25 protein-coding genes are annotated in these 25,908 nt (G+C 74.4%); 13 read left to right on the top strand and 12 right to left on the bottom strand.

The features are described 5' to 3' along the window. Positions 1–16: 16 nt before the first annotated feature. Together VQH23_RS14170 and VQH23_RS14165 are read right to left on the bottom strand one after the other, a co-directional pair. Positions 17–307, bottom strand: coding sequence for a hypothetical protein (locus VQH23_RS14170; RefSeq protein ID WP_338661384.1), 291 nt, complete (start codon positions 305–307; stop codon positions 17–19). Between the two features lie 200 nt (positions 308–507). Further along, positions 508–1,353: an aldo/keto reductase gene (locus VQH23_RS14165; RefSeq protein ID WP_338661383.1), complete on the bottom strand. Its 846-nt coding sequence runs from the start codon at positions 1,351–1,353 to the stop codon at positions 508–510. A gap of 73 nt (positions 1,354–1,426) precedes the next feature. Between VQH23_RS14165 and VQH23_RS14160 the strand changes: the two genes are divergently transcribed. The 3 genes from VQH23_RS14160 to VQH23_RS14150 are packed head-to-tail and all read left to right on the top strand — an operon-like array spanning position 1,427 to position 3,134. Beyond that, positions 1,427–2,059, top strand: coding sequence for a hypothetical protein (locus VQH23_RS14160; RefSeq protein WP_338661382.1), 633 nt, complete (start codon positions 1,427–1,429; stop codon positions 2,057–2,059). A 29-nt stretch (positions 2,060–2,088) separates the two neighbouring features. Continuing rightward, on the top strand, positions 2,089–2,634 hold the full coding sequence (locus tag VQH23_RS14155) for a hypothetical protein (protein WP_338661381.1): 546 nt from the start codon (positions 2,089–2,091) through the stop codon (positions 2,632–2,634). Further along, a complete protein-coding gene (locus VQH23_RS14150; RefSeq protein WP_338661380.1) occupies positions 2,634–3,134 on the top strand; it encodes a hypothetical protein in 501 nt (166 codons plus the stop codon). Before VQH23_RS14155 ends, VQH23_RS14150 begins: the two co-directional genes overlap by 1 nt. Positions 3,135–3,160: 26 nt before the next feature. On the opposite strand, the gene VQH23_RS14145 is transcribed toward VQH23_RS14150, so the two are convergent. The 3 genes from VQH23_RS14145 to VQH23_RS14135 all read right to left on the bottom strand — a co-directional run bounded on the left by VQH23_RS14145 (position 3,161) and on the right by VQH23_RS14135 (position 6,438). Next, positions 3,161–4,816, bottom strand: a complete 1,656-nt coding sequence (locus VQH23_RS14145) for a caspase family protein (RefSeq protein ID WP_338661379.1) — start codon at positions 4,814–4,816, stop codon at positions 3,161–3,163. A 118-nt stretch (positions 4,817–4,934) separates the two neighbouring features. Beyond that, positions 4,935–5,645 (bottom strand): VTT domain-containing protein, encoded by a 711-nt coding sequence (locus VQH23_RS14140; RefSeq protein WP_338661378.1) that lies wholly within the window; start codon positions 5,643–5,645, stop codon positions 4,935–4,937. Positions 5,646–5,709: 64 nt separating this feature from the next. Continuing rightward, positions 5,710–6,438, bottom strand: a complete 729-nt coding sequence (locus VQH23_RS14135) for a glycosyltransferase family 2 protein (protein ID WP_408904340.1) — start codon at positions 6,436–6,438, stop codon at positions 5,710–5,712. A 258-nt stretch (positions 6,439–6,696) separates the two neighbouring features. Between VQH23_RS14135 and VQH23_RS14130 the strand changes: the two genes are divergently transcribed. The 7 genes from VQH23_RS14130 (at position 6,697) to VQH23_RS14100 (ending at position 14,639) form a co-directional block, all read left to right on the top strand. Beyond that, positions 6,697–7,779 carry a COX15/CtaA family protein gene (locus VQH23_RS14130; protein WP_338661376.1) on the top strand — a complete coding sequence of 361 codons (1,083 nt, stop codon included), beginning with the start codon at positions 6,697–6,699 and terminating at the stop codon, positions 7,777–7,779. Next, the gene (locus VQH23_RS14125) at positions 7,776–9,269 is read left to right on the top strand and encodes a PAS-domain containing protein (protein ID WP_338661375.1); all 1,494 of its coding nucleotides are present in this window, start codon (positions 7,776–7,778) and stop codon (positions 9,267–9,269) included. The genes VQH23_RS14130 and VQH23_RS14125 overlap by 4 nt, the downstream gene beginning before the upstream one ends. Beyond that, positions 9,266–10,714 carry a metalloprotease TldD gene (gene tldD / locus VQH23_RS14120; RefSeq protein WP_338661374.1) on the top strand — a complete coding sequence of 483 codons (1,449 nt, stop codon included), beginning with the start codon at positions 9,266–9,268 and terminating at the stop codon, positions 10,712–10,714. The genes VQH23_RS14125 and tldD overlap by 4 nt, the downstream gene beginning before the upstream one ends. A 1-nt stretch (position 10,715) precedes the next feature. Continuing rightward, positions 10,716–11,426: a TSUP family transporter gene (locus tag VQH23_RS14115; protein ID WP_338661373.1), complete on the top strand. Its 711-nt coding sequence runs from the start codon at positions 10,716–10,718 to the stop codon at positions 11,424–11,426. A 5-nt stretch (positions 11,427–11,431) separates the two neighbouring features. Beyond that, positions 11,432–11,878, top strand: a complete 447-nt coding sequence (locus tag VQH23_RS14110) for a GNAT family N-acetyltransferase (protein ID WP_338661372.1) — start codon at positions 11,432–11,434, stop codon at positions 11,876–11,878. A gap of 114 nt (positions 11,879–11,992) precedes the next feature. Then, entirely contained in the window at positions 11,993–13,066 is a 1,074-nt protein-coding gene (locus VQH23_RS14105) for a TRAP transporter substrate-binding protein (protein ID WP_338661371.1), read from the top strand. Continuing rightward, the gene (locus tag VQH23_RS14100) at positions 13,056–14,639 is read left to right on the top strand and encodes a methyl-accepting chemotaxis protein (RefSeq protein ID WP_338661370.1); all 1,584 of its coding nucleotides are present in this window, start codon (positions 13,056–13,058) and stop codon (positions 14,637–14,639) included. Before VQH23_RS14105 ends, VQH23_RS14100 begins: the two co-directional genes overlap by 11 nt. Here VQH23_RS14100 and VQH23_RS14095 read toward each other — a convergent pair. The 4 genes from VQH23_RS14095 to VQH23_RS14080 are packed head-to-tail and all read right to left on the bottom strand — an operon-like array spanning position 14,636 to position 17,461. Further along, positions 14,636–15,073, bottom strand: coding sequence for a hypothetical protein (locus tag VQH23_RS14095; RefSeq protein WP_338661369.1), 438 nt, complete (start codon positions 15,071–15,073; stop codon positions 14,636–14,638). The two genes, VQH23_RS14100 and VQH23_RS14095, sit on opposite strands and share 4 nt — an antisense overlap. 5 nt (positions 15,074–15,078) lie before the next feature. Beyond that, a complete protein-coding gene (locus VQH23_RS14090) occupies positions 15,079–15,384 on the bottom strand; it encodes a nucleotidyltransferase domain-containing protein (protein ID WP_338661368.1) in 306 nt (101 codons plus the stop codon). Then, the gene (locus VQH23_RS14085; protein WP_338661367.1) at positions 15,381–16,724 is read right to left on the bottom strand and encodes a glutamate--cysteine ligase; all 1,344 of its coding nucleotides are present in this window, start codon (positions 16,722–16,724) and stop codon (positions 15,381–15,383) included. The genes VQH23_RS14090 and VQH23_RS14085 overlap by 4 nt, the downstream gene beginning before the upstream one ends. 8 nt (positions 16,725–16,732) lie before the next feature. Then, positions 16,733–17,461 (bottom strand): 16S rRNA (uracil(1498)-N(3))-methyltransferase, encoded by a 729-nt coding sequence (locus tag VQH23_RS14080; RefSeq protein ID WP_338661366.1) that lies wholly within the window; start codon positions 17,459–17,461, stop codon positions 16,733–16,735. A gap of 17 nt (positions 17,462–17,478) precedes the next feature. Here VQH23_RS14080 and ubiA point away from each other — a divergent pair, with 17 nt between their 5' ends. The 3 genes from ubiA to VQH23_RS14065 all read left to right on the top strand — a co-directional run bounded on the left by ubiA (position 17,479) and on the right by VQH23_RS14065 (position 19,597). Further along, entirely contained in the window at positions 17,479–18,390 is a 912-nt protein-coding gene (ubiA, locus tag VQH23_RS14075) for a 4-hydroxybenzoate octaprenyltransferase (protein WP_408904339.1), read from the top strand. 20 nt (positions 18,391–18,410) lie between these two features. Continuing rightward, positions 18,411–19,034, top strand: a complete 624-nt coding sequence (locus VQH23_RS14070; RefSeq protein ID WP_338661364.1) for a 50S ribosomal protein L11 methyltransferase — start codon at positions 18,411–18,413, stop codon at positions 19,032–19,034. A 143-nt stretch (positions 19,035–19,177) separates the two neighbouring features. Continuing rightward, positions 19,178–19,597 (top strand): response regulator, encoded by a 420-nt coding sequence (locus VQH23_RS14065; protein ID WP_338661363.1) that lies wholly within the window; start codon positions 19,178–19,180, stop codon positions 19,595–19,597. On the opposite strand, the gene VQH23_RS14060 is transcribed toward VQH23_RS14065, so the two are convergent. The 3 genes from VQH23_RS14060 to malQ all read right to left on the bottom strand — a co-directional run bounded on the left by VQH23_RS14060 (position 19,568) and on the right by malQ (position 25,908). Beyond that, positions 19,568–20,977: a PAS domain-containing protein gene (locus VQH23_RS14060; protein WP_338661362.1), complete on the bottom strand. Its 1,410-nt coding sequence runs from the start codon at positions 20,975–20,977 to the stop codon at positions 19,568–19,570. The two genes, VQH23_RS14065 and VQH23_RS14060, sit on opposite strands and share 30 nt — an antisense overlap. A gap of 93 nt (positions 20,978–21,070) precedes the next feature. Then, positions 21,071–23,875, bottom strand: coding sequence for a malto-oligosyltrehalose synthase (gene treY / locus VQH23_RS14055; RefSeq protein ID WP_338661361.1), 2,805 nt, complete (start codon positions 23,873–23,875; stop codon positions 21,071–21,073). After that, entirely contained in the window at positions 23,875–25,908 is a 2,034-nt protein-coding gene (malQ, locus tag VQH23_RS14050; RefSeq protein ID WP_338661360.1) for a 4-alpha-glucanotransferase, read from the bottom strand. Before malQ ends, treY begins: the two co-directional genes overlap by 1 nt.

Raw genomic sequence — 25,908 nt, 5'->3', positions numbered from 1 at the left:
GGGTGGACCTGTCGTGCTACCCGATCCTGCCCCGCTTCCAGGGTGCGGCCGGCCCGTCCCGCCAGGCGCACCACCCCTCCGGCAGGTCCGCGAGGTCGTTCAGCGTGCCGTCGCGGAGCACCATGCTGCTCAACGCCACGATCATGGCCTCCTCCTCGGGCGGCTCGCCCGGCGTGCTGTCGTGGAACTGCCAGCTCCCGTCATCGGCATCGTGAAAGACCCGGGCGATCCACGCCCCCTCACGAACGATGCTCCGCGTCGTGAACACGGCCACGTTCGGGGGATCGCTGAACATCCACTCCGTCATGCCATCCCTCCACCGGGACCGTGCCGCGCTCCGTCCAAGGCCGCGGAACGCCCTCCAGAGCCGGGTGAGCCGCCACACCGGCCCGGTCCGGTTACCACCTCCCCGGACAGGGAAGGAACTCTCTCCATCCGGGGCGCCGGTCGGCCTTCCGCAACCACGGTCACCGGCCAGGTCCGTCACACATGCCGGTGCCCCGGCGCTCAGAGCATTGCCAGCGCCTGCTTGCGCCGGGGCGGCGGGAAGGCGGCGTCCAGCGCGCGCAGGTCCTCCTCCGTCAGCACGATGTCCCGCGCCGCCGCGTTCTGCCGGACATGGGCGGGGTCGGCGGCCTTGGGGATGGCGATGATCCCCTCCCACCGCAGGGTGAAGGCAAGGGCGATCGCCGCCGGGCCGGTGCCGTGGCGTGCCGCCACCTCGCGCAGCGCGGGGCTCCGCAGCAGCCGCCCGCCCTGCCCGACGGGGGAATAGGCCATCACCGGCATGCGGTGGTCCCGGCAGAAGGGCAGCAGGTCGTATTCCGGACCCCTCGCCTCCAGGTTGTAGAGGACCTGGTCCGTCGCGCAGTCCGGCAGGGCGGCGCCGAGCTCCTCCAGGTCGTCCACGTCGAGGTTGGAGACGCCCCAGCGGCGGATCTTCCCGGCCTCCACCAGCCGCCCGAAGGCCTCCACCGTTTCGGCCAGCGGCACGCCGCCGCGCCAGTGCAGCAGGTAGAGGTCGATCGTCTCCACCCCCATCCGGCGGAGGCTGGCCTCGAGGCTGCGGGCCATGCGCGCGCGGGAGGCGTTCTGGGGATAGACCTTGCTGACGAGGAAGGCCTCCTCCCGCCGCCCGGCGATCGCCTCCCGCACCACCTCCTCCGCGCCGCCATCGGCGTACATCTCGGCCGTGTCGATGAGGCTCATGCCGAGATCCAGGCCGAGGCGCAGCGCCTCCGCCTCCGCCCGCCGGTCGCTCCCCCGCTCCCCCATGTGCCAGGTGCCCTGGCCGAGGGCGGGCACCTCCGTCCCGTCCGGCAGGCGCGCGGTTCGCTGTGGCTTCTCGGTCATGCTGCGGCTTCCCCGTCACCCGTCACGCGATCGCGCGCCGCGCGGCGCGCGCGGCCGTGCGAATGTGGAGGGGATGACGCGGCTTGTCGCCCTCCTGCTCCTCCTCTCCGGCCCGGCCCTCGCGCAGGGGAACGGGACCGATCCGGTCGGCTCCTGGCTCCTCTCCTGCTCGGTGGACCGCATGACGGACCGGTCGGAGTGCCGGATGCTGCACCGCCAGCCCGTCTCCCCCGCCTCGGCCGGCCTCGCGGCGCTCGGGCTGGAGGTGGCGGACCGGGGCGGCAGGCTCGTGCCGGTCGTCGCGGCGCGGGACCTCTCGCTGGAGGGCGCGGGGCGCGGGCTGCTGGCCCTGACGGGCAATGCCCAGCTCCGCTTCCCGCCGAACCGCCTCTTCGACATGCCCTGCGGGCTGGAGGGCCGCTCCCTCGTCTGCGCCCCGCGCGAGGGGGACCTGGCCCGCGCCGCCGCCGAGCTGCCGGCGGCCACCCGCGTCCTCGTCCGCATCGACGGGCTGCTGGTGCCGGAGGCACAGGCGATGCGGGAGCCCGTGGAGATCCCCCTCGCCGGCACGGCGGAGGCCCTGACCCGCTTCCGGGCGCGCCAGCCGGAGGGGGCGGCCCCGCCCCCGCCGCCCTCCGGCCTGCCGGGGCTGCGGGAGATGCTCACCCGCCTCATGGCCCTGATCGGCCCCCTCGTCACGCCGTGAACCGCCCGGGAAGGACGCACCAGGACAGCATGATGCAGCACGACCGCAGGCCGCCCCGATCCCGGGGCGCCCCCCTCCTCCTCGCCCTGCTGGGCCTGACCCTGCCCGCCTGCTCCGAACTGCTGAGCGAGACGACGGCGGCCGGCGCCGGCCTCGGCAGCGCCGCCATCTCGGACGCCGTCGGCGCCAGCGCCACCGTCACCACCGGCATCGGCCTCGGCGTGCAGGCAGGGGTGCGGGCCGGGCTGCACTACGCCCAGCGGCGCGCCCACGCGGCGGCGCAGGCAAACGTGGCGGCGGCGGCCGGCCCGCTGCCGGTGGGCGGCGTCGCCCCCTGGTCCATCGAGCACAGCGTGCCGATCGAGCCGGACGAGCGCGGCGAGGTGACGGTGGTGCGCCTGGTCGAGGCCGGGGCGATCCGCTGCAAGGAAATCGTCTTCTCCGTGGACGCCACCACCCGGCCGGAGGAGCAGCCGCGGCGCGCCTTCTACACCGCCTTCGTCTGCCAGGACGGCGCCGCCTGGCGCTGGGCCTCCGCGGAGCCGGCGACCGAGCGCTGGGGCAGCCTGCAGTGATGCGCCGCCTCGCCCTGCCCTTCCTGGTCCTCGTGCCGCTCTCCAGCTGCGGCCTCGCCACCGACCTGACGAGCGCGGCGGCGGGCGTGGCTGCCGGCACGGCCACGGCGAACCCCGCGGTGGGCTTCGGCATCGCGGTGGGCACCCGCGCGGTGGTCCAGGCCGGGCTGAACTGGGCCGTGCGCGTCCGGGCGCGCGGGGAGCAGGATTCGGTGGCGGAGGTGATCGGCCGCCTCAACCCCGGCGAGGCCCTGCCCTGGCGCAGCGACCACACCATCCCCATCGGCAACGAGGAGGGGGAGGCCCGGCTGGTGCGGGAGATGGTCACGCCGCTCGCCACCTGCCGGGAGGCGCTGTTCTCCATCGCGGAGGGCGAGGGGGAGGAGCGGACGCATGAGTGGTTCCTCACCACCGCCTGCCTCCAGAGGGGACCGGACGGGGACCGCTGGAAGTGGGCGGCCGCGGAACCGGCCACGGCCCGCTGGGGCAGCCTGCAGTAGTAGCTCCCCGGGCGGGGCCGGCCGGCCTACCAGCGCGATCCCCGGTAGCCTCCCCCGCCGCCCATCACCCCGCCGGAGCCGCCATAGCCGGAGCCGCCGAAACCAGGGACACGCGGAACGCGGTCGCCGTTGCCCTGCGGCCCGATGGCCGGGCCGGTTCCCCCGCCGCCCATGCCGGGGCGGCCATAGATCACCCGCCCCCCGGAGTAGGTGGGGACGGGGAAGCGGGACACCTCCGCCTCCTGCACCGGCTCGGGCGCGGGCCGGGCCGTCCGGCGCGGCTGCGGCTGCGGCTGGGGGGCGGCCTGCACGGCGGCGAGGCGGCGGGCGGCGTTCCGGCCGGCCTCGCCGCCCGGGTCCAGAATCCGGGCGCGGTCGTAGGAGCGCCGCGCCAGGGCGGTCTGGCCGGCCGCCTGCTGCGTCACGCCCAGGGCCAGAAGGGCGGCGGCGTGCTGGTCCGCGGGCGGAGGCTCGCGCATCGCGGCCAGGGTCACGGAATCCATCGGCTCGGTGGAATCCCGGCCGGCGGCGGAAAGCCAGGCGCGGTAGGCCTCCTGCGTGCGCGCGCCGGCCACGCCATCCGTGCCGCCGGTCTCGAAGCCCATGCCCGTCAGCAGGCGCTGCGCCTCCGCCACCCCGGCGCGGTCCAGCGGCTCGCGCTGCAGGGCGGGTTCCGGCTCGGCGGCGGGAGGCTTGCCGACGATGCGGGAGGTGGTGGCGGCGGTGCTGCCCAGGCGGTCCAGCCGGGCGCGGGCCAGGGCGGCGAACCGGCCCTGCGGGAACGCGGCGAGGTAGGCCTCCAGCTCCCCCCGGTCACTCGTGCCCTGGATGGAGTTCCAGAAGGCCAAGTCCAGGGCCGCGCTCCCGTCCGGGGCGGCGCCGGGCGTGGTGGCCGGCTCGGCGGGGCGGGCGAGGCCGGCCAGGAAGACGTCGTTGAACAGGCCGTCATTGCTCCAGGGCGTCTGCCTGCCGCCGGTGGCCTGGTACACCCGCTGCCGGACGCGGGTGAGCATCTGCCGCACCTCGATCCCCTCGGTCGGCAGGTAGTCGATCAGCGCCGCGGCGAAGGGGCTCGTGCCGTCCGCGCCGTCGAGCGCGACGTTGCCCGGCTCCGTCGAGAAGACCAGCAGCGTGCCGCGCTGGGAGGTTTCCACCCGGGCCAGCCCGCGCGAGACGCCGCGCGTACTCGTCTGCCCCGCCATCCCCGCCGCGAAGGGGTTGTCGCGGCAGGCGTCGAGGATGACGATCCGCGTCCGGGCGCCGTCCAGCCGCTCCAGCAGCCGCTCCAGCCCGATCGCCTCGTCCTCCACGTCCCGCACGTCGGCCAGGCGCGCGTCGATCGGCAGCAGGTAGTTCTCCGCGCTCGTCCCGCGGCTGACCTGCACGCCGTGGCCGGCGTAGAACACCAGGGCCACCTCGGCCCCCTGCGCCCGGTCGCCGAACTCGCGCAGGGCGCGCATCATCGCCGCCCGGTCGGTGTCCAGGTGGGCCGAGGTCTGGAAGCCCAGCTTCTGCAGCGCGGCGGCGACGCTGCTGGCGTCGCTGGCGGCGTTCGCCAGGGCGCCGTGCCGCTGGTAGGCGCCGTTGCCGATGACGAGGGCGATCCGCTGGGCCAGGGCGCCTCCGCTGGGGATCAGCAGCGCCAGGGCGAGCAGGAACGCAGGAATCCTGCCGGGCTTCATGTCCGGTCTCCGTCCGGGGGAACGCGGCGTGTCAACTTCTTGCCGCGAGGGTCGCCGCTACCGTTAGTCGTTTTTACGGATCAGACCCAGAGCAAAACGGCTTTCCCCGGCCGGACGGTCAGCCCGCCGCCGGCTCCCGCCGCAGCAGAAGGATGCCCAACACGACCGAGACGACGAAGAGCGCGGCCCCGAGGGCGAGTTGCGCCGTGCGGTCCACCGCCACCCCGTCCCCCAGCAGGACGAAGACGAGGGTCTGCGGCAGGTATCCCAGCGCGGAGGCCGCCAGAAAGGGCGCGAGGCGCAGGCCGGACAACCCCGCCAGCAGGTTGAGGGCGAGGTTGTTGCCCACGGGCAGCAGCCGCAGCGCCAGGGTGGCGCCGAAGGGGCTGGCGGCCAGCCGATCGTGCAGCGGGCGCAGGCGGCGCCCGAATCGCCCCTGCAGCCGCCGCTCCGCCCAGCCGCGCCCGACCATGCGGGCCCAGAGGAAGGCCACGGCGCAGCCCAGCACCTGCGCCAGCAGGGACAGCGCCGTGCCGATCGAGGCGCCGAAGGCGTAGCCGCCGAGGAAGGCCACGGCCTGCCGGGGCAGGCCGGCGGCGGTGGCGGCGGTGCCGGCGGCGACGAACAGCGCCTCCCCCAGCAGCCCCTGGCCGCGGATCCAATGGTCCACCCAAGCCATCCCGCTCTCCCCGCCCGGCGCCAGGCCGAGGGTGCGGATGATCCAGCCCGCCACGCCCAGTCCGGCGGCCAGCAGCGCCATCCGCCCGGCCGCCGCCACGGCGCGGCGGGTGCGGGTGGCCGGGGTTCCGGCCCCGGTCGTCGCGCTCACGGCGTCGCGCTCACGGCGTCGCGTTCGTGGGGGGTTGGCGTCCCCCGGGGATTCGAGGGGAACCTCAAGAGGGCGCGGGATCGTCGGGCAGCAGGCGCGGGCGCTTCCAGCGGCGCTGCAGCCAGATCATCCCCAGCAGGTCCACCACCCCCACCGCCAGCCGGTCCAGCGTCCCGTAGTTGGAGACGCCCCGGAGGCGCGGGCGATGCCCCACGGGCTCGCTCACCACCCGGCCGCCGGCGCGGATCACCAGGGCGGGCAGGAAGCGGTGCATGTGGTCGAAGGGCGGCAGGGTGAGGAAGAGGTCCCGCGGGAAGACCTTCAGCCCGCAGCCCGTGTCCGGGGTGGCATCCCCCAGCAGCCCGGCGCGGATGCGGTTGGCGATCTGGCTGGTCACGCGCTTCGTCGCCGTGTCCTTGCGGGTGGTGCGCCAGCCCGCCACCATCGTGTCCATCCCCTCCGCCCTCGCGCGGGCCCATGCGCGGGGGATGTCCGCCGGGTCGTTCTGCCCGTCCCCGTCCAGCGTGGCGATCCAGGGGGCGCGGGCGGCGCGGATGCCCGTGACGATGGCGGCGGACTGCCCGCAGGAGGCGGCGTGGCGCAGCAGCCGCACGTTGCCCAGCGCCCGGACCGCCGCCGCCGTCCCGTCGGTGGAGCCGTCATCCACGTAGATGATCTCGTGCGGGGTGCCCGCCAGGGCGGCGGCGATCTCCGCCACCAGCGGCCCGACGTTCGGCGCCTCGTTCCGGACCGGCACCACCACGCTGATCTCGGGGCTGATCTCGGGGCTGATCTCGGGGGCGCCGATCCCAGGGGAGCCGGCCCCAGGGGAGCCGATCGCAGCGGGGCCGGCCGCGAGGGCGCCGGGGCCATCGTCAGGGCTGGGGCCGTCCGGCGGGCTGGAGGTGGGAGGCATGCGGCGGCGGGGGGTAGCAGGGGGCGGCGGGTGCGTCCAGCACGGCGGTTGCGGCCCCCCTTAGACAGTCCGATATTAGAGCCCATATTGCGCCACCCGCGGCGCGCCCTTCCCCTCTCCCAACTGCGGGACGCCATGCCTTTCGACGCCCAGGCCCCATTTCTGAGCACCGCGGCCGCTCCGGCCGGGCGAACCCGCGCCGTCGCCTGGTGGCTGCTGGCGGTCGCGGCCATGGTCTGGGTCATGGTGGCCCTCGGGGGCGCCACGCGGCTGACGGGCTCCGGCCTCTCCATCATGGAATGGGCGCCGCTGCGCGGCACCCTGCCGCCGATGAGCGAGGCGGAGTGGAACCGGCTCTACGACCTCTACCGCACCATCCCGCAGTACGAGCTGGTGAACCGCGGCTTCGGGCTGGAGGGCTTCAAGGGCATCTTCTGGCTGGAATGGTCCCACCGCCTCTGGGGCCGGCTGATCGGGCTGGTCTACGGGCTGGGGCTGCTGTGGTTCTGGCTGCGCGGGGCGATCCCAAAGGGCTATGGGGCGCGGCTGCTGCTGCTGCTGGCCCTCGGCGGGCTCCAGGGCGCGGTGGGCTGGTTCATGGTCGCCTCGGGCTTCGAGGCGGACCGCACCGCCGTCTCCCCCTGGCGGCTGGTGATCCATCTCGGCCTCGCCCTGCTCCTCTTCGGGGTGCTGCTCTGGACCGCCCTGTCCCTGCTGCGGCCGGAGCGGGACGCGCCGCCGGAGGCGCGGTCCCTGCGCCCCCTGGCCCATGCCACGGCGGGGCTGGTGGTGCTGACGATGCTGGCGGGCGGCTTCGTGGCCGGGATCAAGGCGGGGCTGGACTACAACACCTTCCCCCTCATGGGCGGTAGGCTGGTGCCGGAGGGCTACGGCGGCACCGCCTTCCTCCACGCCCTGGTGGGGGACGTGGCGACGGTGCAGTTCAACCACCGGCTGCTGGCCACCCTCGCCGGCCTCGCCGCCCTCGCCCTCGGGGCGCTGGGGCTGGCGCGCCTGCCGGCCGGCCGGGCGCGGCGCGCAACGGCCGGCTTCGCGGCGCTGGTGGCCCTCCAGTACGCGCTCGGCGTCGCCACCCTGCTGCTCGTGGTCCCCCCCGCGCTCGGCACGCTGCACCAGACGGTGGCGGTGGCGGTGCTGGCCGGCGCGCTGGTTCTGCTGCACGCGCTGCGGCGGCCCCGCGCGGGCCGACCTGCTTGAGCGACCCCCCTGCCCCTGAGGATCTTTTCAGGACTGTCCTCGAGGCTCTGCCGCACGGCGTCTGCGTTTATGGCCCGGACCGGCGGGTGCGGCTTGTGAACGCGGCCTACCAGCGCATCATGGAGGGGTCCGAGGTGGCGGTGGGCGAGCACCATGCCGACATCGTCGCCCGCCGCGTGGCGAGCGGCGAGTACGGCCCTCAGACGGAGGAGGCCCTGCGGCTGATGCAGGAGGACTTCTCCAACCCCCGCGCCTACGAGCAGATCCGCACCCGGCCGAACGGCACGGTGGTGGTGGCGCGGATCGTGCCGCTGCCGGATGGCGGGCAGGCGGCCGTGTTCACGGACGTGACCCGTCGCGCCAAGGCGGAGGCCGCCGCCCGGCAGCGCACCCAGACCCTGCAGGCTATGCTGGACAACCAGCCCGACGGGCTCGCCCTGTTCGACGGCGAGGGCTTCCTGATCGCGGCCAACGCCCTGGCCGCGCGGCTGACGGGGCTGGGCGAGGAGACGATGCGCCCCGGGCGCCACGTGGACGAGCTGCGGCTGCTCCAGCTCGCCTCCCTCGAGTTCGGGGACATAAGCAGCCCGGCGGCGCGGGACGCGATCGCGCGCAGCCGGGGCACGATCGCGGAGACGGGCCGCTTCGTCCGCACGCGCCCGGACGGCACGGTGCTGGAGGTGCGGACCGACCCCATGCCCGGCGGCGGCTTCATCCGCGCCTATCGCGACGTAACGGAGGAGCGGCGGGCGCGGGCGGAGCTGGAGGCGGCGCGGGACGCGGCCGAGGCGGCTTCCCGCGCCAAGACCGGCTTCCTGGCGACGATGACGCACGAGCTGCGCACGCCGCTGCACGCCGTGATCGGCTTCTCCGAGGCGATCCTGGAGGAGGCGCGGCCGGAGGTGGTGCGGGACCACGCGAAGGAGGTGCTGGCGGCGGGGCGGCAGCTTCTCGGGCTGGTGGACGGGCTGCTGGAAGCGACGCGGATCGAGGCCGGCACCCTCTCCCTCCGCGGCGCGGTGCTGGACCCCCTGCCCATCCTGCGCGCCGCCGCCACCAGCGCCCGCCGTGCGGCCGATGGGGCAGGGATCGCTTTCGAGGAATCCCTTCCCGCGGCGCTGCCTGCCATGCGCGGCGATGGCGGGCGGTTGCGCCAGGTGCTGGACGCCCTCATCTCCAACGCCGTGAAGTTCACGCCCGCCGGCGGGCGGGTGACGCTCTCCGCCGCGCCGCTCGAGGGCGGCGGGATGGAGATCGCCGTCGCCGACACGGGTATCGGCATGGCGGCGGAGGATATCCCCCGCGCCTTCGAGGCCTTCACCCAGCTCGAGGCCGGGCTGAGCCGGCGCTACGCCGGCTCCGGCCTCGGCCTCTACCTCTCCCGCGCCCTAGCAGGGGCGATGGGGATAGGTCTGGAGCTGCACAGCACGCCCGGCAAGGGCACCACCGTCCGGCTGGCCGTGCCGCCGGCCGAGGAGAGTTCGGCATGAGCCAACAGACCACGGGCGATACGCCGCTCGACGCTACCGCTCGCCTGTTCTTCCGCGAGCTGGACGGGGGCGAAGCCGCCCGCATCACCGCCGAGGCGCTGTCCGGCGCCGAGGACGGGGAGCTGTTCCTGGAGTACCGGGAGAGCGAGATGACGAGCCTGGAGGACGGCCGCATCCGCTCCGCCACCTTCGACACGCAGCGGGGCTTCGGCCTGCGCGCCGTGCGCGGTGCGGCGGCGGCCTACGCCCATGCGGGCGAGGTGACGGGCCCAGCCCTGCGCCGCGCCGCCGCCGCGGTGCGCGGGCTGCCGGGCGAGGGCAGCATTCGCGTAGCCGAGCCGCCGCGCGCGACGAATGCCCGGCTCTACGATTCCGCCAACCCGCTGCCCGCGATGGACTTCGCGGCGAAGACGGCGCTGCTGGCGGGGATCGACGCCTATGCGCGCGGCCGGGATTCCCGCGTGGTGCAGGTGATGGCCTCGCTCTACGGCGAGTGGCAGGCGGTGCGGATCATCCGGGCCGACGGGCGCGAGGTGGCGGACCTGCGCCCGCTGGTGCGGCTGAACGTGAACGTGGTGGTGGAGAAGGACGGCCGGCGCGAGACGGGCAGCTACGGCACAGGCGGCCGCTTCTCCTACGACCGCGTGCTGGGCGAGGCCACCTGGAAGGCCGCGGTGGACGAGGCGCTGCGCGGGGCCGTGCTGAACCTGGACAGCGTGCCCGCGCCGGCGGGCGAGATGGAGGTGGTGCTCGGCCCGGGCTGGCCGGGCATCCTGCTGCACGAGGCGATCGGCCACGGGCTGGAAGGCGACTTCAACCGCAAGGGCACCAGCGCCTTCGCCGGGCTGATGGGCCAGCGCGTGGCCAGCAAGGGCGTGACGGTGGTGGATGACGGCACCCTGCCCGACCGCCGCGGCAGCCTGACGATCGACGACGAGGGCACGCCCAGCGGCCGCACCGTGATGATCGAGGACGGCATCCTGACCGGCTTCATCCAGGACCGGCAGAACGCGCGGCTGATGGGCGTGAGCCCCACCGGCAACGGGCGGCGCCAGAGCTACGCCCACGCGCCGATGCCGCGCATGACGAACACGGTGATGCTCGGCGGCGATCACCACCCGGAGGAGATCCTGCGCAGCGTGAAGCGCGGCATCTACGCCGTGAACTTCGGCGGCGGGCAGGTGGACATCACCTCCGGCAAGTTCGTCTTCTCCGCCTCCGAGGCCTACATGATCGAGGATGGCCGGCTCGGCGCGCCGGTGAAGGGCGCGACGCTGATCGGCGACGGGCCGAGCGCGCTGACCCAGGTCTCCATGATCGGCAACGACATGGCGCTGGACGCGGGCATCGGGACCTGCGGCAAGCAGGGCCAGGGCGTGCCGGTGGGCGTGGGCCAGCCGACGCTGAAGATGATGGGGCTGACAATCGGCGGCACGGCCGTCTGAGTTGGGCGGCTGGGACCTCCTCCTCGCGGGTCTCGCCGTTGCCGTCGCGTCCGTCGTGCAGCTCTCGGCGGGGCTGGGGCTGACGCTGGTGGGGGTGCCGATGCTCGTCGCGATCGACCCGCGGCTGGTGCCGGTGCCCTTCATCCTCTCCGCGCTGCCGATGATGTTCGGGCAGTGGCGGGTGGATTCGCGCCATGTGCCGAAGGGGCTGCTGCTGCCCTCCGTGCTCGGCGTGGTGCTGGGCACGGCGGCGGGGATGGCGCTGGCCGTGTTCAGCCCGGGCATCGCGACGCCGCGCGGCTACGGGATCGTCACGCTCGTGGCCGTGGCGCTGGCCGTCGCCGTGCCGCGGCTGCAGCCCACCACGCCGATGCTGGCGGGGGCGGGCCTCGTCTCCGGCGTGATGGGCGGGATCTCCGGCGTGCACGGGCCGCTGATGGGGCTGGTGGTGTCCCACCTGCCGGCGGGGGCGGTGCGGGGCTTCCTCGGGCTGTTCTGGCTGCTGGCGCACCTCACCCTTCTCGCCATGGCGATCCCCGCCGGGCGGCTGGGCTGGGGGGAGGTCTGGCTGGCGCTGGGCCTGCTGCCGGGCGTGGCGCTGGGGGCCGCGCTCTCCGGCCCGGCGCGGCGGTTGCTGCACGGGCCGAGGCTGCGCTGGGCCATCCTCGGCATCTCGGCGGCGGGCGGGATCGCCCTGGTGATGAGAGGATGAATCCGATGCGCCCTGCGAGGCCCGACGAGGCGGAGGCAATCCGCGCGCTGGTGCAGCGGGCCTATGCCCCCTACGTCCCGCTGATCGGCCGCCGCCCCGCACCGATGGACGACGACTTCGCCGCGCGGATCGCGCAGAGGCAGGCGCACGTGATGGAGCGGGACGGCGTCGTCATCGCCCTGGCGGTGATCGAGGCCCGCGCGGACCACCTCTGGATCGAGAACTTGGCGGTGGAGCCCGGGCTGCACGGCGGCGGCATCGGCCGAGCCCTGCTCGCCTTCGCGGAGGCGGAGGCGCGACGGCTGGGCCTGCCGGAGCTGCGGCTGCTGACGAATGCGCGGATGGAGCGCAACCGCGCCGTCTACGCCCGGGCCGGCTTCCGGGAGACGGAGGAGCGGGAGGAGCACGGCCTCCACCGCGTCTACATGGCCCGACGCCTGAACCCGGCCTGAACCCGGCCTGATCCGGCGGCCGGGCGAGCCCCCGGCCCTGGCGGCACGCCGCGGGCCGGGGCTATGGTCCGCGCGACCGGGTGCGGGCCGCGGCCTGCCTGCCAAGGGATGCCGATGCGCGAAACGCCCCCCCGCCTTCTCCGCCTGCTCGGCGCTTTCTTCGGCGGGGCGGCGCTGCTGGCCCTCGCCGGCGCGGGCGGCGCGGCGGCGCAGGAGCCGCTGCGGCTGCGCGTGGTGGGCGGCCTCGGCGGCGTCTCCCAGTACACGCGCCACGAGGAGCCCTTCTGGCGGGAGCGCGTGCCGGAGCTGACGCGGGGCCGGGTGGTGGCGGAGATCACCCCATCGGACCGCTCGGGCATCCCGCCGGACGCGATGCTGGCGCGGATCGGGCGCGGGGACGTGCCCTTCGGCACCATCCTGCTGGCCGGGGCCGCGGCGGAGGAGCCGGAGTTCCAGGCGCTGGACCTGCCCCTGCAGAACCCGGACATCGCGGCGCTGCGCCGGACCGTGGGGCTCTACCGTCCCCACCTCCAGCGCCTGCTGGCGGAACGTTACGGGGTGGAGCTGCTCAGCGTCCTCACCTATCCCGCCCAGGTCGTCTGGTGCCGCCAGCCCTTCGCCTCGCTGAAGGACCTCGCGGGGCGGCGCATCCGCATCTCCTCCCTCGGCCAGGGCGAGGTCTTCGAGGCGCTCGGCGCCACCCCGGTCTCCGTGCCCTTCGCCGGCATGGTGGGGGCCATGCGGGACGGGGCGGTGGAGTGCGCCGTGACCGGCGCGCTCTCCGGCGGCGCCATCGGACTGCAGGCGGTTTCCACGCACATCCAGGACATGGCGCTGAGCTGGGGCGTCTCCATCTTCGTCGCCAACCGCGCGGCCTGGAACGCCCTGCCGGAGGATCTCCGCGCGCCGCTGCGCGCGGGGCTGGGCGAGCTGGAGGCGGCCATCTGGGCGAGCGTCGAGGGCGAGACGGCGGAGGGGATGCGCTGCGCCACGGGCGCGGCGGGATGCACCGGCACGGCGGGCCGCCTGACCGCCGTGCCGATGACGTCCGACGACGCGGAGCTGCGGCGCGGCCTCCTCAACTGGACCGTGCTGCCGCGCTGGATCGACCGCTGCGGGCCGGACTGCGCCGCGGTGTGGAATGCCTCCCTCGCCGCCGGGTCGGGGGTCCAGGCCCATGCCCGCTGATCCGCCGGCGCGACGACGCCTGACGGCCTGGAGCGGGCGGATCAGCGTCCGTGCCGCGGGGATCGTGCTGCTGATGCTGGTGGTGCTGGGCACCCTCTCCGGCGGGGCGGCGCTTCTCGGGGCGCGGCAGGCGGCCATCATCGAGGAGCTGGGCATCCGCCAGCGCGGCCAGACGGAGGCGGTGGACGGCTTCGCCAGCGCCCTGTTCGCCTTCAGCGGCTTTCTCTCCAACGTCGCGCTGGGGGAGGTGCGGCCGGCCGTGGCCGCCCGGCGCGTGACGCGGCAGGCCGAGCTGCTGACGGCGGAGTACGACCGGCTGATCGAGCGCATCGGCGGCCGGCTGGACCCGCTGCTGGTCACACTCACGCGGGACATGGCCCGGCGCATGGGGCCGCTGGCGGAGGAGATGCGCCAGGCCTTCGCCGAGGAGCGGCGGGAGCGCTACGCCCCGCTGAACGATGCCTGGCGCGTGCGCGCCGTGACCTTCGACAGCCTGGTGGACGAGGCCCGCCGCGTGGTGCGCGACGAGGCGGCCGGGAACCTGGACCGGGCGGCGGGGGTGGCGCGGACGGCGCAGGTGGTGAACGCCGCCGGGCTGGCCGTGGGGCTGGTCGGGCTGCTGCTCACCTGGCTCGTCCTCGTCCGCCTCACCGCGCGCCCGCTGGCGCGGGTGGCGGGCGCGATGGAGCGGCTAGCGCACGGGCAGGCGGAGGCCGAGGTGCCGGAGACGGCTCGCCGCGACCAGGTGGGCGAGATGGCGCGCGCGCTGCTGGTGTTCCGCGACAACCTCCTCACCACGCGCCGCCTCGGCGAGCAGGCGCTGGACGGCGCGCGGCGCACGGCGGTGGCGACCACCCAGGCCTCCGACGCGATCGGGCAGATCTCGGACGGCGCGATGACGCAGCTGGCGGAGCTGAACCACCTGGCGGAGGCGCTGACCCATAGCCGCGACGCGATCCGCTCCGTCGGCGGCATCACGCAGGGGTCCCACGAGACGACGAAGGCCGCCCGGCACCTGCTGGCGGAGAGCCTGACGAAGATCGCGGGGCTGGTGGACGTGGTGGATTCCGTGGGCGAGGACACGGAGCGGGTGACGCGGATCGCCAACACCATCGGCCGGATCGCGACGCAGACGAACATCCTGGCGATCAACGCCGCCATCGAGGCGGCGCGGGCCGGGGAGCACGGCCGCGGCCTCTCCGTAGTGGCGGAGGAGGTGCGGGCGCTTGCGGTGAACACGGAGGCGCTGGCGCAGGAGATCGCGGACGCCGTGGTGCGCGCCGGCACCCGCGCGCGGGAGGGACGGCAGAACGCCGCCGCCGTGGGCGAGGCGATGGACGAGCTGGAGCGGCTGGTGGGCGAGAGCGCCCGGCTCTCGGGTGCCACTGCCATCGCCATGGAGCAGCAGGAGGCGACGGTGGGCAGCATTGCCGAGCGCGTGGGGGTGCTGACGCGTATCGGGCAGAGCAACGCCACCTCCGCGGAGGAGATCACGGTGACGATGATCGACCTCTCGCGGTTGGCGGACGAGACGCGGGCGGCGGTGGAGACGGTGGCGGCGGAGGGGCGTTAGGCGCCGGCCTCCGGCAGCATCGCGACGGTTTCCAGCAGCACCCTAGCCGCCGCCGCGCGGTCGAGGATCGCAGCCGACTTCGCCGGCTCGTCCGGATAGACATGGAACAGGATGTTGCGGATCCGCGCCGCGTCCAGGAAGGCGGCGGCGGAGGGAATGCGGCCCAGCCGGTCCATCAGTTCCACCACGTCCCGGCGGGACATGCGGGCGGGGTCGCGCCCCTCCTCTTCCATGGCGATGCGCCGGAAGACGGAACCCTGGAGATGGTTGGCGAGGTTCTCGAAGCGCAGCAGGAAGGCGTCGAGTGCCTCCCCGTGGGCAGCATCCAGTACCGGCAGGGTCTCGGCATCCAGCAGCAGGTGCGGCGCGAGCCAGTCCAGCGAGCGGCGCAGCCGGGCGGCCAGATGCCGCGCCGTGCCGACAGCCTCTGCCACCCCGCTCAGAGCAGAACCCCGGTCTCGGCCGCCACGCGCTCGATCCGGCTCGGCGGGCGGGTCAGTGGGCGCAGGATGAGGTCGGTGGAGAGTTCGTCCAGCGCCGCCTCGATCGCCGCGCCGGCGCGGATGGCCACGGCCTCGTCCACCGATTCCGGCACCTCCACCAGCAGGTCCAGGTCGCCGCCGCGCACTTCCAAACGCGTGCGGGACCCGAAGACGCGCACCGTTGCCGCGGGGCCGAAGCGCTCGGCCACGATCCGCTTGATGGAGGCCACCTCGGCACCCGTCAGGCGGACCGGCGGCGTCACAGCGCCGCCTCCCCGAACACCTTGGACACGTCCCCGCCCCACTCCCCGGCGTTGCGGCGCAGCCAGTGGTCGGCCTGGGTCTCGCCGGAGGAGACGATGCGCTCCAGCGGCGCCAGGAAGCGCTCCTCCCCGTGGCCGCGGGCGCGCAGCCCGTCACGCGCGATGGCCAGGACCTGCTGTCCCACCTCGCGCAGCGGCACGTCGTTGATCACGGAATCCAGCGCGCGGCGCGGCACGTCGGCCCGCAGCGCGTGCATCTGGGCGACCGACCAGTCCCGCACCAGCGCCGCCGCCGCTTTCTGCGCAGCGTCGTCGTAGAGCAGCCCCACCCAGAGGGCCGGCAACGCGCAGACCATGGCGGCGGAGCCCATGTCGGAGCCGCGCATCTCCAGGAAGCGCTTCAGGCGGACATCGGTGAACACGGTGGTCACGTGGTCCGCCCAGTCGCCCATGGTGGCGCGGATGGAGGGGTCGGAGGGAAGGCCCTTCTCCATGAACCCCCGGAATGTGCAGCCCGTGGCGTCCACGAAGCGGCCCTCGCGCATGATGAAGTACATGGGCACGTCCAGCACCCAGTCCGCGAAGCGCTCGAAGCCGAAGCCGTCCTCGAACACCACGGGCGGGATGCCCGTGCGGTCCGGGTCGGTGCGCGTCCAGACCAGGCCGCGCAGCGTGCGGTACTCCGTCGCCTCGCCCTCCCGGAAGGGGGAGTTGGCGAAGAGGGCAGTGGCGAGCGGCTGCAGCGCGAGGGAGATGCGGAGCTTCTCCACCATGTCCGCCTCGTCGCCGAAGTCGAGATTCGTCTGCACGGTGGCGGTGCGGAGCATCATATCCAGCCCCATGTCGCCCACGCGCGGCATGTAGTTCCGCATGATGGCGTAGCGGGACTTCGGCATCCACGGCATCGCCTCCCGCGTCGCCAGCGGGTGGAAGCCCAGCCCGGCGAAGCCGATGCCCAGCGGCTCGGCCACCTCGCGCAGGTCGCGCAGGTGGTCCTCCAGCTCCGCCTCCGTCTCGAGCACGGTGGAGACGGGGGCGCCGGAGAGCTCGAACTGCCCGCCCGGCTCCAGGCTCACGCTCGCCTCGCCGCGCTTGAGGCCGATGAGCTTGCCGTTGTCCTCGATCCGCTCCCAGCCCTTGGCCGTCAGGCCTTCCAGCAGGGCGGCGATGCCCTGGGGCTCGTAGGCGGGGGGCGCGAAGCCCTCCTGCCGGAAGCCGATCTTCTCGTGCTCGGTTCCCACGCGCCAGGCGTCGCGCGGCTTGCTGCCGGCGGCAAACCAGCCGGCTAGGTCGCGCGCGGACCCGATGGGCGTGAGATCGGCCTCCCCAGGATTGGACATGCGTGCTTCTACTCGTCCCCGTGGTGGGCCCAATCGCCGCGGATCGCCTGCACCACCGCGAGCGCCGAGACCGCCGCCGTCTCCGCCCGGAGGATTCGGGGGCCAAGGCTGGCCACTGCAACAAAGGGACGAGTGGCCAAAGCGTCAAGTTCCGGTCCCGTGAAGCCCCCCTCCGGCCCGACCAGCACCGCGGGGTCCGGCGCGGTCACGCAGGCGGCCAGGGGCGTGGCGCCGCGGCGCTCGGCCGCCACGATCAGGGGCGTTCCGTCCCAGAGGTCCAGCACGGCGTGCAGGGGCTGGGCCTCTGCCAGTTCCGGCACGTCCAGCCGCTCGCACTGCTCCGCCGCTTCCCGCGCGATGAGGGTGAGACGGGCCCGGTTCACCCGGTCCGGCACGGAGCGGGCGGTGAGGACGGGGCGAATGGCGCGGGCGCCGAGCTCGGTCGCCTTCTCCACCACCCACTCCATCGCCTCCCGCTTCAGGGCGGCCACCAGCAGGACCGGGCCGGCGGCGGGGGGCTGGGGGCGCAGCATCGCCTCCGGCACCAGGGTGGCGTCGTCCTTGCGGATACCGGCGATGCGGGCGCGCCACTCCCCGTCCCGCCCGTTGAAGAGGGTCACCTCATCCCCGGCGGCCTTCCGCATCACCGATCCGAGATAGCGCCCCTGGCCGGGGGCGGCCGGAATGCCCTGCCCTTCCCGCAGGTCATGCTCGGTGAACAGGCGCGGGATGGACAAGGGCGGTGATCCGTCGGATGGGGGCAGGCGTGGCCTCTTACACCGATATCCGCCGCGAAGGCCTCCCCGCCTGGCTGCCCACGGCCTGGGTGCCCTACGCGCTGCTCATGCGGCTGGACCGGCCGATCGGGTCCTGGCTCCTCTACCTCCCCGGCCCCTGGGCCTTCGCCATGGCCGCCCCCTCCTGGGGCCGGGGGCTGTGGCTGGCCTTCCTGTTCGGCCTGGGCGCGGTGGTGATGCGCGGCGCGGGCTGCGTGGTGAACGACCTGTGGGACCGCGACCTGGACCGGCAGGTGGAGCGCACGCGGGGGCGGCCCCTGGCCTCCGGCGCCGTCTCCCCGCGGGGAGCGCTGGTGTTCCTCGCGGGGCTGATGCTGGTCGGGCTGGCGATCCTCGTGCAGCTCCCCTGGCCCGCGATCCTTTTCGGCGCCGCCTCGCTCGTCCCGATCGCCCTCTACCCTCTGGCGAAGCGCGTCACGGACTGGCCGCAGGCAGTGCTCGGCTTCGTCTTCACCTGGGCGGCGCCGACGGGATGGCTGGCCGCGACCGGCCACTTCGCCGCGCCCGCCTTCCTCCTGTGGGGCGCCGCCTTCTTCTGGACCCTGGCCTACGACACGATCTACGCCCACCAGGACCGGGAGGACGACGCCCTGGTCGGTATTCGCTCCTCCGCCCTCACCCTCGGCGCGCGGACGGCGCCCTTCCTCGGCGTGACCTTCGCCCTCTGCATCCTCCTGCTGGCGGCAGCGGGCCTTTCGGCGGGGCTGCACCCGCTCTTCCTCGCGGGGCTGCTGCTGCCGGCCGCCCATTTCTCCTGGCAGGTGCGGCGGCTGGACATCCACGACCCCGCCCTCTGCCTGCGGCTGTTCCGGTCCAACCGGGATGCGGGGCTGCTGGTGGTGCTGGCCTTCCTGCTGGGTCGCCTGTGAGGGGTGACCCGGAGGCCTTCGTGGCCGCCCATACCGCGATCGCCCACCCGCCCCTGGTGCCGGAGATTTCGCTCTACCTCGCCACCGAGATCACCCCGATCTGGCAGGCCACCGAGGCCTGGCTGGGGGAGCAGGGAATCGAGCCGCCCTTCTGGGCCTTCGCCTGGCCCGGCAGCCAGGCCCTGGCGCGCTGGGTGCTGGACGACCCCCTCCCCGTGGCGGGAAAGCGGGTGCTCGACTTCGCCGCCGGCGGGGGCTTGGCCGCCATTGCCGCCGCGCGGGCCGGGGCGGCGGTGGTGGAGGCGGCCGAGATCGACCCGCTGGCCCATGCCGCCACCCGCCTCAACGCAGGTTTGAACGGCGTGGCCGTGCTGGAGGCGCAGGGGGACGTTGTCGGCAGCCCCGGCCGCTGGGATACGATCCTCGCCGGGGATGTCTGCTACGAGGCGCCGATGACGAACCACATCCTGCCCTGGCTTCGCCGCCTGGCCGCGGATGGGGCGACCGTGATCCTGGCCGATCCAGGTCGCGCCTACCTTCCCGGCGCCGGGCTCCTCCCCGTCGCGCGCTACACCGTGCCGGTGACGCGGGAGCTGGAGGACCGGGAGGAACGGGGGGTGACCCTCTTCCGGATTCAGCAGTGAAGGGCGCTCCCGACTGCCCCCACCGGACGGTGTGTCGGGCGTGTGACAGGCGTGGCGCGCCGGGCCGCAAAACGATGCGCCATCCGAAACCCCCGCCCCTCCGGCCGGTTCTTCCCACCGCCGTTAACCTGGATTGAGTGTAGATGTCCCTGCGCGCGCTTATCGTGGAGGACGAGGCCCTGATCGCCCTCGACCTCGTCTACTCCCTCGAGGCGCTGGGGCATGAGGTGATCGCCATGGCCGCCGATTCAGTCGAGGCCCTGGCCGCGGCGCGGGATGGCGTGGACCTGGCCCTGGTGGACCTGAACCTGCGGGACGGCCCGACCGGCCCGGCGCTGGGCGAGACCCTGGCGCGGACCCATGGCGCGACGGTGATCTACCTCACCGCCAATCCCCGCCAGATCGGCCCGGGCGTGCACGGCCCGGTGGGTATCCTGCCGAAGCCCTACACGGAGGCCACTCTGACCCAGGCCGTGCGCTTCGCCACCTCCCTCCGGGAGGGCCGGGCGGCCCTGCCGCCCGCGGAGCTGCGGCTACTGGCGGGGGCCGCGCCGGCGATCTAGCGCTCCTGCCGGCAGGCGGGCTTCCAGCTCCAGCCCCTCCGGCCGCCAGTGGCGGGTGATGCGCCCGCCCAGCTGGCCCTGCACGCTGACCGTCGCGAGGCGGGTCCCGAAGCCCTCATGCGCCGGCGGCCCGGCCACGGCGGGCCCGTCCCACTCCCGCCAGCGGAGCAGGAGCTCCTCCCCCTCCACCTCCACCCGGATCGCCACGCGGCCATCGGGCACGGAGAGGGCGCCGTACTTTGCCGCGTTCGTCGCCAGCTCGTGGAACAGGAGCGCGAGCGGGGTGGCGGCGCTGTCGTCGAAGCGCCGGTCCTCCCCGGCGATGGAGATCCGCGGCTCCTCGTCCGCGATCGGGTCGTAGGAGGCCAGGACCTCCCGCAGGAAGGCGAGGAGCGTGTGGTCGTGGTGGCCGGGCCGGCTGGCCTGGCTGTGCGGGCGGGCGAACTCGTGCGCGCGGGCCAGGGCGTTGACGCGCCCGCGCAGGTCGGCCGCGAAACCCGCCGCCTCCGGGAAGCCCCGGGCGGAGAGGGAGATGAGGGAGGTGATGACGGAGAAGATGTTCTTGATCCGGTGGCTCAGCTCGTGGCTCAGCACCTCCCGCTCCTCCGCGGCGCTGCGGATGTCGTGGATGTCCGTGCAGGTGCCGAACCAGCGGGTGATGCGGCCGCGCGCGTTGCGCACGGGCAGGCCGCGCGCCAGCACCCAGCGCCAGTCCCCATTGGCCGTCCGCAGCCGGTACTCCACCTCGTAGGGGTCCCCCACCTCGACGGCGCGGAGCCAGCGCTCCCGGGCCAGGGCCCGGTCCTCGGGGTGTACCGCCTCAAGCCAGCCCGCCCCCTCGGACTCGACGGGCCGGATCCCCGTCATCTCGTGCCAGCGCCGGTTGAAGTAGTCGGCCTTGCCGTCCGGCGCGGTGGACCAGACGGCCTGGGGCATGGTGTCGGCAATGGCGCGGAACCGCGCCTCGCTCTCGCGCAGCGCCGCCTCGGTGTCCTTCTGGTCGGAGATGTCCAGCGCCACCCCGGCCAGGCGGGTAGCCGTGCCGCGGTCGTCGCGCAGCACGCGGCCGCGCAACTGCACCCAGGTGACGTCGCCGCCCGGCGGCCAGGTGCGGTACGCGATGTTCAGCGGCGTGCGGCCGGCGAGCGCCGAGGCGAGGGCCCGGTCCAGGGCCGCCCTGTCCTCCGGCACGACGTGGACGAGGAGGTCCGGCCCCGGCGCGCCCCTGCGGCCCAGCGCGGGGTCCATGCCGTGCAGCGCGCAGGCCCGGGCATCGCCGTGGATCAGGTTCGTCTCGGCGTCCCAGTCCCAGGCTCCGGCGATACCGGACGCTTCCAGGGCCAGGGCGAGGCGCTCCTCGGCCCAGCTCCTGGACGGCATGTCGGGCTCAGGGGCAGCGGCTGCGGTCAAGACGATGTCCCGCGCGATGGGTCGCCATCCTAGCGCCGGCGCGGCGCTTTGGCATCACACGGGCTAAATGGGGGCGGATTCCAGAAGGGCCACCGGCAAGGCCGCGAGGAGTTCGCGCAGGGGCAGGGCCTCCCTGGCCGGGACCGCCTCCTCCCCCAGCGCGTCGCGCCAGGGAAGCCCGGCCAGGGCGGGCGGCAGGCGCAGCGCGGTGTCGCCCCAGGCCTCAGCGGGCACCAGCGGCAGGCCGTCCTCCCCCAGCAGCCGCGCGGGCAGGCGGGTGACGACGGTGAGGCTGGCGGCGTCGCCGTGGCGGCGGGCGAAGGCGAGGACGTGCGCCGCCCTCTCCCCCTCCGCCTCCACCGGGATGTACTCGCCCTTCGCGAAAAGCTCCGGCCGGCGGGCGCGAAGGGACAGGGCGCGGGCGATGGTGGCGGCCTTCACCCGCCCGTCCTTCCAGTGCGGCAGCAGGGCGGCGGGGGCCTCCCCGGCCTCCAGCGCCGCCTCCCGTGCCGGGAAGTCCACGGGGCGGCGGTTGTCCGGGTCCACGAGGGAGAAGTCCCAGAACTCCGTGCCCTGGTAGAGGTCGGGGATGCCGGGGGAGGTGCAGCGGATGAGGGTCTGCGCCAGGCTGTTGGAGGCGCCGGCCGGGGCGAGGCGGCCCACCAGCGCCGCCACCTCCTCACGCAGGCGGGAGGGGCGGTCCTTCCCCAGCATCGCGGTGAGGAAGTCGCGGCAGGCCGCCTCGTAGGGCTCGTTCGGCACGGCCCATTCGGAGCGGCGCTTGCCCTCGCGCAGCGCCTTCTCCTGCCAGGCGGCGAGGCGCTTCACCAGTGCCTCCAGCCCCTCGTCATCGGCCGGGTCGAGGTCCAACGGCCAGGCGCCGATGAGCGACTGGTAGAGCATGATCTCGTCGGTGGCGTCCGGCGCGGGCTCGCCGTCCACCTCCTTCCTCAGCACCGCGTTCAGCCGGGTCCAGCGCGTGAGGGTGGCCGCCCATTCCTCCGGCATCTCGGAGATCACGGCGAGGCGCGCGCGCGTGTCCTCGCCGCGCTTCGTGTCGTGGGTCGCGGTGGCCAGCATCTCGTTTGGGAAGAACCTAGCGCGGTCCCGGCAATCCGAGTGGAAGGCGGCCGGAGTCTCCGCGAAGTGGGAGGGCTCGGAACCCACCTCGTTGCGGGAGATCAGGCGGCCGTAGCGGTAGAAGGAGGTGTCCTCCACCGACTTCGCGGCGACGGGGGCGGAGAGCTGCTGAAAGCGGATGGCGGCACGCTGCCGCTCCCGCCGCTGGCCATGGGGCAGCGCGCGCGGCGGATCGCCGCCGAGCCAGGAATCCAGCAGGTCCAGCAGGGGGCGGTCCGTCTCCCGGATCGTGCGGCGGGCACCGGCGATGGCCCAGTCCAGCAGGCGCCGATCCGCCTCGCTGCGCCCGGCGAGGCCGAGATAGGAGCGGTAGGCGGGGAAGTGGACGAGAACCTCCGTCAGCGCGCGGCGAATGCCGGTGAGCGTGAAGTCGCGCGTGGCGAGGTCGCGCATGGCGATGCGGCGCAGCGCGACGGTGGTGGTGTTGAGTTCGGATGCCAGATTGTAGCGCAGGATCTGGCGCCGGGCCTCGCGCGCCTCCTCGCCGAAATCGGCGGAGCGGCCGGTCATGGCGTACCAGGTGGCGGCGAGCGGCTCGCCCCCGGCCGGGTCGTGCAGCACGCCCGAGACCTCGTCCATGAAGTTGTAGCCGGTGGTGCCGTCCACCATCCAGTCCAGCCGCAGCTTTTCGTGCGGGGCGAGGATCTTCTCGATCAGCAGCAGCGGGTGGCCCTTCGGCGCCGCCGCCGGGCGGCGCGGCGTCAGCGCCTCCAGCCGGCGGCGCAGCTTGCGGCAGTAGCCGCGCGGGTCGGCCATGCCGTCCACGTGGTCCACGCGCACGCCGTCGATCATGCCGTCGGCGTAGAGCTTCAGGATCAGCCGGTGCGTCGCCTCGAAGACCTGCGGCCGCTCCTGCTGCAGCCCGCCGAGGGAGGTGACGTCGAAGAAGCGGCGCCAGTTGATCTCGTCCGTCGCCGCGCGCCACCAGGCCAGGCGGTAGTTCTGCGCCTCCAGCAGCGCGTGCAGGCGGGCGCGGCCGGCCTCGTCCTTGGGGTCGTAAGCCGCGATCACCGCGTCGATCTGCGCGCGGCCCTCCGGCGTCTCGGCGTGGTGGCGCAGCATGTCGAGCGCGAGGCCGGCGGCGGCGCGGATCGCCTCCGGCTCACCCTCCACCGCCAGGGCGCGGAAGACCTGGGCGAGGCCGGCGAGCTGCGGCTCATCGGTGGCGGAGAGTAGCTCCGCGTAGCTGCGCGGGGCGAGCGGGAAGCGGTGCTCGAAGTACTCGGCGTAGATCTTGCCGCTCTCCGGCTCGAAGTGCAGCGCGAGATCGCCGGATTCCAGCACGGTGCCGTAGGGCGCGCCGAGGAAGGGCGCGAGCATCCGGTCGTTCAGCGCGGGGTCGGGCGGGTTCCAGTCGATGTCGAAGAACTTGGCGTAGGGCGACTTCGGGCCCCATTCCAGCACGTCCAGCCACCAGCCGTTGTCGGCGCCGCCGACGCCCATGTGGTTGGGCACGATGTCCAGGATCAGCCCCATGTCGTGGGCGCGCAGCGCGGCCACCAGCCGCTCAAGCGCCTCCTCCCCGCCCAGCTCCGGGTTGATCCGGTCGGGGTCCACGATGTCGTAGCCGTGGGTGGAGCCGGGCCGCGCCTTCAGCAGGGGCGAGGCGTAGAGATGGCTGATCCCCAGCCTTGCGAAGTACGGCACCAGGGGCACCGCCGCGTCGATCGGGAAGTCCTTGTGGAACTGCAGGCGCGCGGTGGCGCGCGGCGTCGTCGGGGCGGTCATCAGCGGGCTTTCGCGAAGGCGTTCAGGCGGGCGGCGGTCTCGGGCTGGTCCAGCATCGTCGCGGCCTCGCCGGGCAGGCGGCGGCGCCAGTTGGGATGGGCGCCGGTGGTGCCGGGCAGGTTCGGCGCCTCCTCCAGCGCCAGGGCGTCCTCCAGCGGCAGCAGGGCCAGGGCACAGGCGGCGGAGGCGACCTGACGGGCGGCGACGGTTGCGACCTTCCCGCCCTCGTCGGCGTCGGGCATGTCGCCCTCCGCCGTGCCATTCTCCCGCATAGCCTGCCAGAGGCGGGCGCGGTCCAGCAGGCGCTCCTGGCGCTGCTCGCTGCCGTCCTTGCCCTCGCCGAACAGGCCGAGCCTCGCGCGCCACGCGATGTCCCTGCCCTTCCACCAGCCGGCAACGGTGGGCAGGTCGTGCGTGGTGGTGACGGCGACCGCACCGGGCGACCAGTGGGAGGGCGGGACGAAGGTCTTGTCCTCGCGCTGCTCGAAGTAGAGCACGCGCAGGCCCATCAGCCCGGTGCTGTCCAGCCGCTCGCGGAAACCCTCCGGCAGCGTGCCGAGGTCCTCGCCCACCACGATCGCGTTGTGGCGCTGCGATTCCAGCGCGACGAGGCGCAGCATGTCGTCCACGGGGAAGTGCAGATAGGCGCCCTCCGTCGCGGCCTGCCCGTTCGGCACGAGCCAGAGGCGGGCGAGGCCCATCACGTGGTCGATCCGCACGCCGCCGGCGTGGCGCATGGCCGCGCGCAGCATTTCCAGGAAGGCGGCGTAGCCGTTGTCGCGCAGGCCCCTCGGTGAGAAGGCGGCGATGCCCCAGGACTGGCCGAGGGGAGAGAAGATGTCGGGCGGCGCGCCCACGTTCACGCCCTGCAGGATCTGCCCCTGGCGCGACCAGCCGTGGCTGCCGCCGCCATCCGTGCCCACGGCGAGATCGGCGATCAGCCCGATCCCCGCGCCCGCCGACTTGAACGCTGCCTGCGCGTCCCCGAGGCCGCGATCGGCGATCCATTGCAGGAAGGCGTGGAAGGTCACCTCCCGCGCGTGCTCCTCCGCGAAGCGCGTGACGCCGGGCGCATCCGGCCTGGCGTACTCCGAAGGCCAGTCCTTCCAGTGCCACAGCGCGGGGTCGCCGCCGTACAGGTGCGCGTGCAGCGCCTCGAAGCGCGCGTGGCTCTCCAGCGCCTCGCCGCCCTCCGCGCGAAAGCGGTCGAAGGCGGGGTCGCCGGGGAAGCGGTCGAACATCGCGCGGAACAGGGCGAGGCGAAGGCGGGTGGCGGCGGGCCAGTCGACCAGATCGAGCGCCTCTAGCCGGGCGAACTCCTCCGCCAGCCGCGTCTCCGCCAGCGCCGCGCGCAGGGCTTCCTCGCCCAGCGCCGCGGGGTCGGCGTGCAGCACGTTCAGGAACAGGCGCGAGGAGGGCGCGTAGGGCGAGAAGCGCTCGGGATCGGCGGAGAACTGCGCGTGGACGGGCGAGATGGCGATGGCGTCCGCCCCGTGCCGCGCGGCGGAGGTGGCGAGCTGCGCGAGGCCGGTGAAGTCGCCGATCCCGCCATCGCCGCGGCGCCGCGGAGAGTAGAGCTGCGCGGCCAGGCCCCAGGGCCGCGTGCCGGGCGTGATGCCGTGGCAGCGCTGAGGGCAGACGGCGAGGGTCGTCTCGTGCTCGCCGACGCGCAGGCGGTGGTAGCCGGTCTCATACACCGCCGGCAGGGTGAGGAGCCCGTCCTGCTGCCAGGCGCGGCCCTGGCGCACCTCGCCGCTCTCCAGGGTCAGGTGGAACTCCGGCTCCCCAGGCAGCCCGAGCAGGATCGGGCGGTCCTGGAGGGCGGTGCAGAGCGGCGGCAGGCCGCGCCGCTCCGCCGCCAGCTTCCCGCGGCTCTCGCGAATGGCCGATGCGCTGTCGGCGGGCAGCTCCAGCGCGGCGAGGATGGCGCGCATCGCCTCCGGACCGACCTCATGGTCCTTCCCGTGCACGTCACGCCACTGCGCGGCGATACCGGCTTCCCGGGCGAGGTCGCGGAGGTCGTCTGCGCTCAT

It is taken from the genome of Pararoseomonas sp. SCSIO 73927 (genome assembly GCF_037040815.1).
Taxonomy (GTDB): domain Bacteria; phylum Pseudomonadota; class Alphaproteobacteria; order Acetobacterales; family Acetobacteraceae; genus Roseomonas.
Note: the sequence above shows the minus strand (reverse complement) of the source record. Positions and strands in the feature narration are given on the sequence as shown.

Coding starts and splice junctions, on each gene's coding strand:
- VQH23_RS14145 (WP_338661379.1), bottom strand. CDS start 4,816: ATGAAGCCCGGCAGGATTCCTGCGTTCCTGCTCGCCCTGGCGCTGCTG.
- VQH23_RS14060 (WP_338661362.1), bottom strand. CDS start 20,977: ATGCCGTCCAGGAGCTGGGCCGAGGAGCGCCTCGCCCTGGCCCTGGAA.
- VQH23_RS14110 (WP_338661372.1), top strand. CDS start 11,432: ATGCGCCCTGCGAGGCCCGACGAGGCGGAGGCAATCCGCGCGCTGGTG.
- VQH23_RS14155 (WP_338661381.1), top strand. CDS start 2,089: ATGATGCAGCACGACCGCAGGCCGCCCCGATCCCGGGGCGCCCCCCTC.
- ubiA (WP_408904339.1), top strand. CDS start 17,479: ATGGGGGCAGGCGTGGCCTCTTACACCGATATCCGCCGCGAAGGCCTC.
- VQH23_RS14160 (WP_338661382.1), top strand. CDS start 1,427: ATGACGCGGCTTGTCGCCCTCCTGCTCCTCCTCTCCGGCCCGGCCCTC.
- VQH23_RS14165 (WP_338661383.1), bottom strand. CDS start 1,353: ATGACCGAGAAGCCACAGCGAACCGCGCGCCTGCCGGACGGGACGGAG.
- malQ (WP_338661360.1), bottom strand. CDS start 25,908: ATGAGCGCAGACGACCTCCGCGACCTCGCCCGGGAAGCCGGTATCGCC.
- VQH23_RS14105 (WP_338661371.1), top strand. CDS start 11,993: ATGCGCGAAACGCCCCCCCGCCTTCTCCGCCTGCTCGGCGCTTTCTTC.
- VQH23_RS14170 (WP_338661384.1), bottom strand. CDS start 307: ATGACGGAGTGGATGTTCAGCGATCCCCCGAACGTGGCCGTGTTCACG.
- tldD (WP_338661374.1), top strand. CDS start 9,266: ATGAGCCAACAGACCACGGGCGATACGCCGCTCGACGCTACCGCTCGC.
- treY (WP_338661361.1), bottom strand. CDS start 23,875: ATGACCGCCCCGACGACGCCGCGCGCCACCGCGCGCCTGCAGTTCCAC.
- VQH23_RS14150 (WP_338661380.1), top strand. CDS start 2,634: ATGCGCCGCCTCGCCCTGCCCTTCCTGGTCCTCGTGCCGCTCTCCAGC.
- VQH23_RS14085 (WP_338661367.1), bottom strand. CDS start 16,724: ATGTCCAATCCTGGGGAGGCCGATCTCACGCCCATCGGGTCCGCGCGC.
- VQH23_RS14065 (WP_338661363.1), top strand. CDS start 19,178: ATGTCCCTGCGCGCGCTTATCGTGGAGGACGAGGCCCTGATCGCCCTC.
- VQH23_RS14130 (WP_338661376.1), top strand. CDS start 6,697: ATGCCTTTCGACGCCCAGGCCCCATTTCTGAGCACCGCGGCCGCTCCG.
- VQH23_RS14100 (WP_338661370.1), top strand. CDS start 13,056: ATGCCCGCTGATCCGCCGGCGCGACGACGCCTGACGGCCTGGAGCGGG.